3 protein-coding genes and 1 pseudogene are annotated in these 4,356 nt (G+C 69.9%); 3 read left to right on the top strand and 1 reads right to left on the bottom strand.

The window, feature by feature from the left end:
- Positions 1-121: 121 nt before the first annotated feature.
- Positions 122-1,711, top strand: coding sequence for a phosphoglycerate dehydrogenase (gene serA / locus JWR86_RS09235; protein WP_299564025.1), 1,590 nt, complete (start codon positions 122-124; stop codon positions 1,709-1,711).
- 6 nt (positions 1,712-1,717) lie between these two features.
- Here serA and JWR86_RS09230 read toward each other — a convergent pair whose 3' ends face one another.
- Positions 1,718-2,668, bottom strand: a complete 951-nt coding sequence (locus tag JWR86_RS09230) for a DMT family transporter (RefSeq protein ID WP_299564022.1) — start codon at positions 2,666-2,668, stop codon at positions 1,718-1,720.
- Between the two features lie 165 nt (positions 2,669-2,833).
- Here JWR86_RS09230 and JWR86_RS09225 point away from each other — a divergent pair, with 165 nt between their 5' ends.
- Positions 2,834-4,126, top strand: a complete 1,293-nt coding sequence (locus JWR86_RS09225; protein WP_299564019.1) for an adenylosuccinate synthase — start codon at positions 2,834-2,836, stop codon at positions 4,124-4,126.
- Between the two features lie 28 nt (positions 4,127-4,154).
- Positions 4,155-4,356: pseudogene (locus tag JWR86_RS09220) on the top strand (hypothetical protein); the annotation flags it as partial.

The following is a 4,356-nucleotide window of genomic DNA, read 5'->3' as shown; positions in this document are numbered from 1 at the left end:
GTCGACGCGATGCTGCGGGGCGACTTCACCGCCCATTGAGGCGGGCCCCAGCCCCTTGTCCCGCCGTGCCGTGACCGCTCGCCCGGCGGCGCAGGCCCGTGCCCCTTTGAAGGTCTGACCGATGTCCGCACCCCGCGTCCTCATCTCCGACGCCCTCTCGCCCGCCGCCGTGCAGATCTTCCGCGACCGCGGGGTGGAGGTGGATTTCCAGCCCGATCTCGGCAAGGACAAGGACCGGCTGGCTGCCGTCATCGGCCGCTACGACGGGCTCGCGATCCGGTCGGCCACCAAGGTCACGGCCAAGATCCTGGCCGCGGCTGGCGCCCTCAAGGTGATCGGCCGGGCCGGGATCGGGGTCGACAATGTCGACATCCCGGCCGCCACCGCCCGCGGCGTGATCGTCATGAACACGCCCTTCGGCAATTCCATCACGACCGCCGAGCACGCCGTCGCCATGATGCTCGCCCTGGCGCGCGAGATCCCGGCGGCCGATGCCTCCACCCAGGCCGGCAAGTGGGAGAAGAACCGCTTTCTGGGCGTCGAAATCACGGGCAAGACGCTGGGCATCATCGGCTGCGGCAATATCGGCGCCATCGTGGCCGACCGGGCGCTCGGGCTGCGCATGAAGGTGATCGCCTTCGACCCGTTTCTGTCGCCGGAGCGGGCCCTGGATCTCGGCGTCGAGAAGGTCGAACTCGAGGCGCTTCTCGCCCGCGCCGACGTGATCACGCTGCACACCCCGCTCACCGACAAGACCCGCAACATCCTGTCGGCCGACGCGCTCGCCCGTACCCGCAAGGGCGTCCGCATCGTCAATTGCGCGCGCGGTGGGCTCGTCGACGAGGCGGCGCTGCGGGCGGCGCTGGATTCGGGCCATGTCGCAGGCGCGGCCTTTGACGTGTTCTCGACCGAGCCGGCACTGGAGAACCCGCTCTTCGGCCATCCCCACGTGGTCTGCACGCCGCATCTCGGGGCTGCCACCACGGAGGCGCAGGAGAACGTGGCCCTGCAGGTGGCCGAGCAGATGTCGGATTACCTGCTCCAGGGCGCCATCTCGAACGCCGTCAACTTCCCGTCCATCACGGCCGAGGAGGCGCCGAAGCTGCGCCCCTATATCGCCCTGGCCGAGAAGCTCGGCTCCTTTGCCGGGCAGCTCACCGAGACCGGGCTCGAACGCGTCCGCATCACCTATCAGGGCGAGGTCGCCAGCATGAAGACGAAGGCGCTGACCAGCGCCGCCGTTGCCGGCCTGCTCCGGCCGATGCTGGCCGACATCAACGTCGTGTCGGCACCCTCCATCGCCAAGGAGCGCGGTGTGATCGTCGAGGAGATGACCCGCGCTGCGGAAGGCGACTACGATTCGCTGGTCACCGTGGCGGTGGAGACAGAGCGGGGCGAGCGCGCCGTGTCCGGAACGGTGTTCGCGGACGGCAAGCCCCGCATCGTCGACATCAAGGGCCTCAAGGTGGACGCGGAGTTCGCGCCCTCGATGATCTACGTGTCCAACGACGACAAGCCGGGCTTCATCGGCCGCTTCGCGACCACGCTGGGCAATGCGGGGGTCAACATCGCGACCTTCGCGCTCGGCCGCGACCAGCCGGGCGGCTCCGCCATCGCCCTGGTGGAGATCGACGGCACGCTGCCCGAATCGGTGCTGGGCGACATCCAGCGCATCCCGGGCGTGCGGCAGGCGAAGCCGCTCAGCTTCTGAGGCGGGTCAGGGCCCGCTCCGCTCGGGCGGGCCTGCCGCGGCGGCCGCGCGTCCGCCGGCCCGCTCGGCGAGCCAGATCCCGCCCAGCACCAGCACCAGCGCCAGGGCGTGGTACAGGGCGAAGCTCTCGCCCAGCAGGAGGACGGCCATGATCGGCCCGAGAATGGGCACGAGATTCATGAACAGCCCGGCCCGGCTGCCGCCGATCAGCTCCACGCCCCGCATGTAGCCGAGCTGGGCCAGCAGGGACGGGATCAGCGCGATGTAGAGGATGATGGCCCAGCCGGACGGGCCGGGCCAGATCACGGTGCCGAGGGCCACCTCGGCCGCGAGAAGGGGCAGCGAGGTCAGGAAGGCCGAGGCCGCCATGGCGCTGAAAAAGGCCAGCGGGGCGGCAGCGGGCCGGTCCCGCAGGCCGACCGTGTAGCCGGCATAGAGGGCGGAGGCGAGCGCGATGCCGAGGTCGCCGACATTGAAGGCCAGCGTCAGCAGCACGTCGATCTCGCCGCGGCTGGTCGCCACGGCCACCCCGACCAGCGTCACGGCGAGGCCGATCGCCTGCATGGCGCGGATCGGCGTGCGGTGGATCAGGAAGGCGAACAGCATCACCATGGCGGGTGTGACGCCCTGGACCACCCCCATGTTGATCGCCGTCGTGTGGTGGGCGGCCCAGTAGAAGATGGCGTTGAACGCCGTGTAGCCGAGCCCGCCCATCAGGAGGATGAAACGCCAGCGGGGCAGCAGACGCCGCCACTCGGAGCCGACCGAGGCGCGCGTCAGGATGAGCAGCACCACGAGGACGATGAGCCAGCGCAGGCTCACCACTGCCATCGGCGAGACGCGCCCGACGGCGAGCCGCCCGGCGACCGTGTTGCCGCCCCAGGCGAGCGCCGTCAGCCCCAGAAGCAGGTAGGCTTGGCCGTTCAGCCAGCGCAGGATCCTCCCGGGGTATGTCATTGCAGCCGACTTATCCCGGCGGGGTCACCCGCTCAACCGCGGCTGGTGCGTGCTTGACCCGCTGCCCCGGAATGGGGGAAGACGGCCCGCAATGTGTCGACCCCGTTCGCCCGGCCTTGCGCCGGGTTTTTTGCGTGGGCGACGGCTCTGGTCGAGGTGAACTTCGTGGCGAACGTGGTCGTTGTCGGCGCCCAATGGGGTGACGAGGGCAAGGGCAAGATCGTCGACTGGCTCTCGGAGCAGGCCGACGTGGTGGTCCGTTTCCAGGGCGGGCACAATGCCGGCCATACGCTCGTCATCGACGGCGTGACCTTCAAACTGTCGCTCTTGCCCTCGGGCGTGGTGCGGCCGGGCAAGCTGGCCGTGATCGGCAATGGCGTGGTGGTCGATCCCTGGCACCTGGTGCAGGAGATCGCCTCCATCCGGGCCCAGGGCGTCGAGGTCTCGCCCAAGACGCTGCGGATCGCCGACAACGCGACCCTGATCCTGCCGCTCCACCGTGAGCTCGATCATTTTCGCGAGACGGCCAATGCCGGGCTCAAGATCGGCACCACCAAGCGCGGCATCGGCCCGGCCTATGAGGACAAGGTCGGCCGGCGCGCCATCCGGGTGGTCGATCTCGCTGACGCCGCCGTGCTGGAGAGCAAGGTCGAGCGCCTTCTCGCGCACCACAATGCGCTGCGGCGCGGCCTGGGCATCGACGAGGTCGATCCGGCCGGGCTCTTGGCCGAACTCCTGGCGATCGCGCCCGAGATCCTGCCCTATGCCGAGCGGGTCTGGGCGCTGCTGGACGCGGAGCGCCGCGCCGGCCGCCGCATCCTGTTCGAGGGCGCCCAGGGCGCGCTGCTCGATGTCGACCACGGCACCTATCCGTTCGTGACCTCCTCCAACATCGTGGCGGCCCAGGCCGCCACCGGTTCCGGCATCGGCCCCAAGGCGCTCGGCACCGTGCTGGGCATCGCCAAGGCCTACACGACCCGGGTCGGGGAGGGGCCGTTCCCGACCGAGCTGACGGACGAGACGGGCGAGCTGATCGGCGCCAAGGGCCGCGAATTCGGCGTCGTCACGGGCCGCAAGCGGCGCTGCGGCTGGTTCGACGCGGTGCTGGTCCGCCAGATGGTCAAGACCTGCGGCATCGACGGCATCGCGCTCACCAAGCTCGATGTGCTGGATGGGTTCGAGCACCTGCGCGTCTGCACGGCCTACCGGCTGGACGGCCAGACGATCGATTACCTGCCGGCCTGCCAGGCCGCCCAGGCCCGGGTCGAGCCCGTCTGGGAAGAGGTCGAGGGCTGGCGCGACACCACGGCCGGGGCAAGGTCCTGGGCCGAATTGCCGGCCGCGGCGGTGAAGTATGTCCGCCGCATCGAGGAACTGATCGGCGCACCGGTCACGTTGCTGTCGACCTCGCCCGAACGGCGGGATACGATCTTGGTTCAAAATCCGTTCGAGAACTAACAGGCAGGCGAGTCCCGGCGACCCATCGATGGCGGATTACTATCCCCTTCTGGCACGAGCCCTGGACGGGTTGGCGGAGCCCGATCAGGCTCAGCGGGAGGCCGTCTACGGTCGTGCCCGGGCTGCGCTGCGCTCGCAGCTCGCCTCCCTCCAGCCGCCGCTGCAGCCGGCCGAGATCGAGCGCGAACTCGCCTCGCTGGAAGATGCGATCCGCCGCGAGATCGGAAGAG

It is taken from the genome of Enterovirga sp. (assembly GCF_028290205.1).
Lineage (GTDB): Bacteria > Pseudomonadota > Alphaproteobacteria > Rhizobiales > Beijerinckiaceae > Enterovirga.
This window is presented reverse-complemented; position numbering and strand designations above follow the sequence as displayed.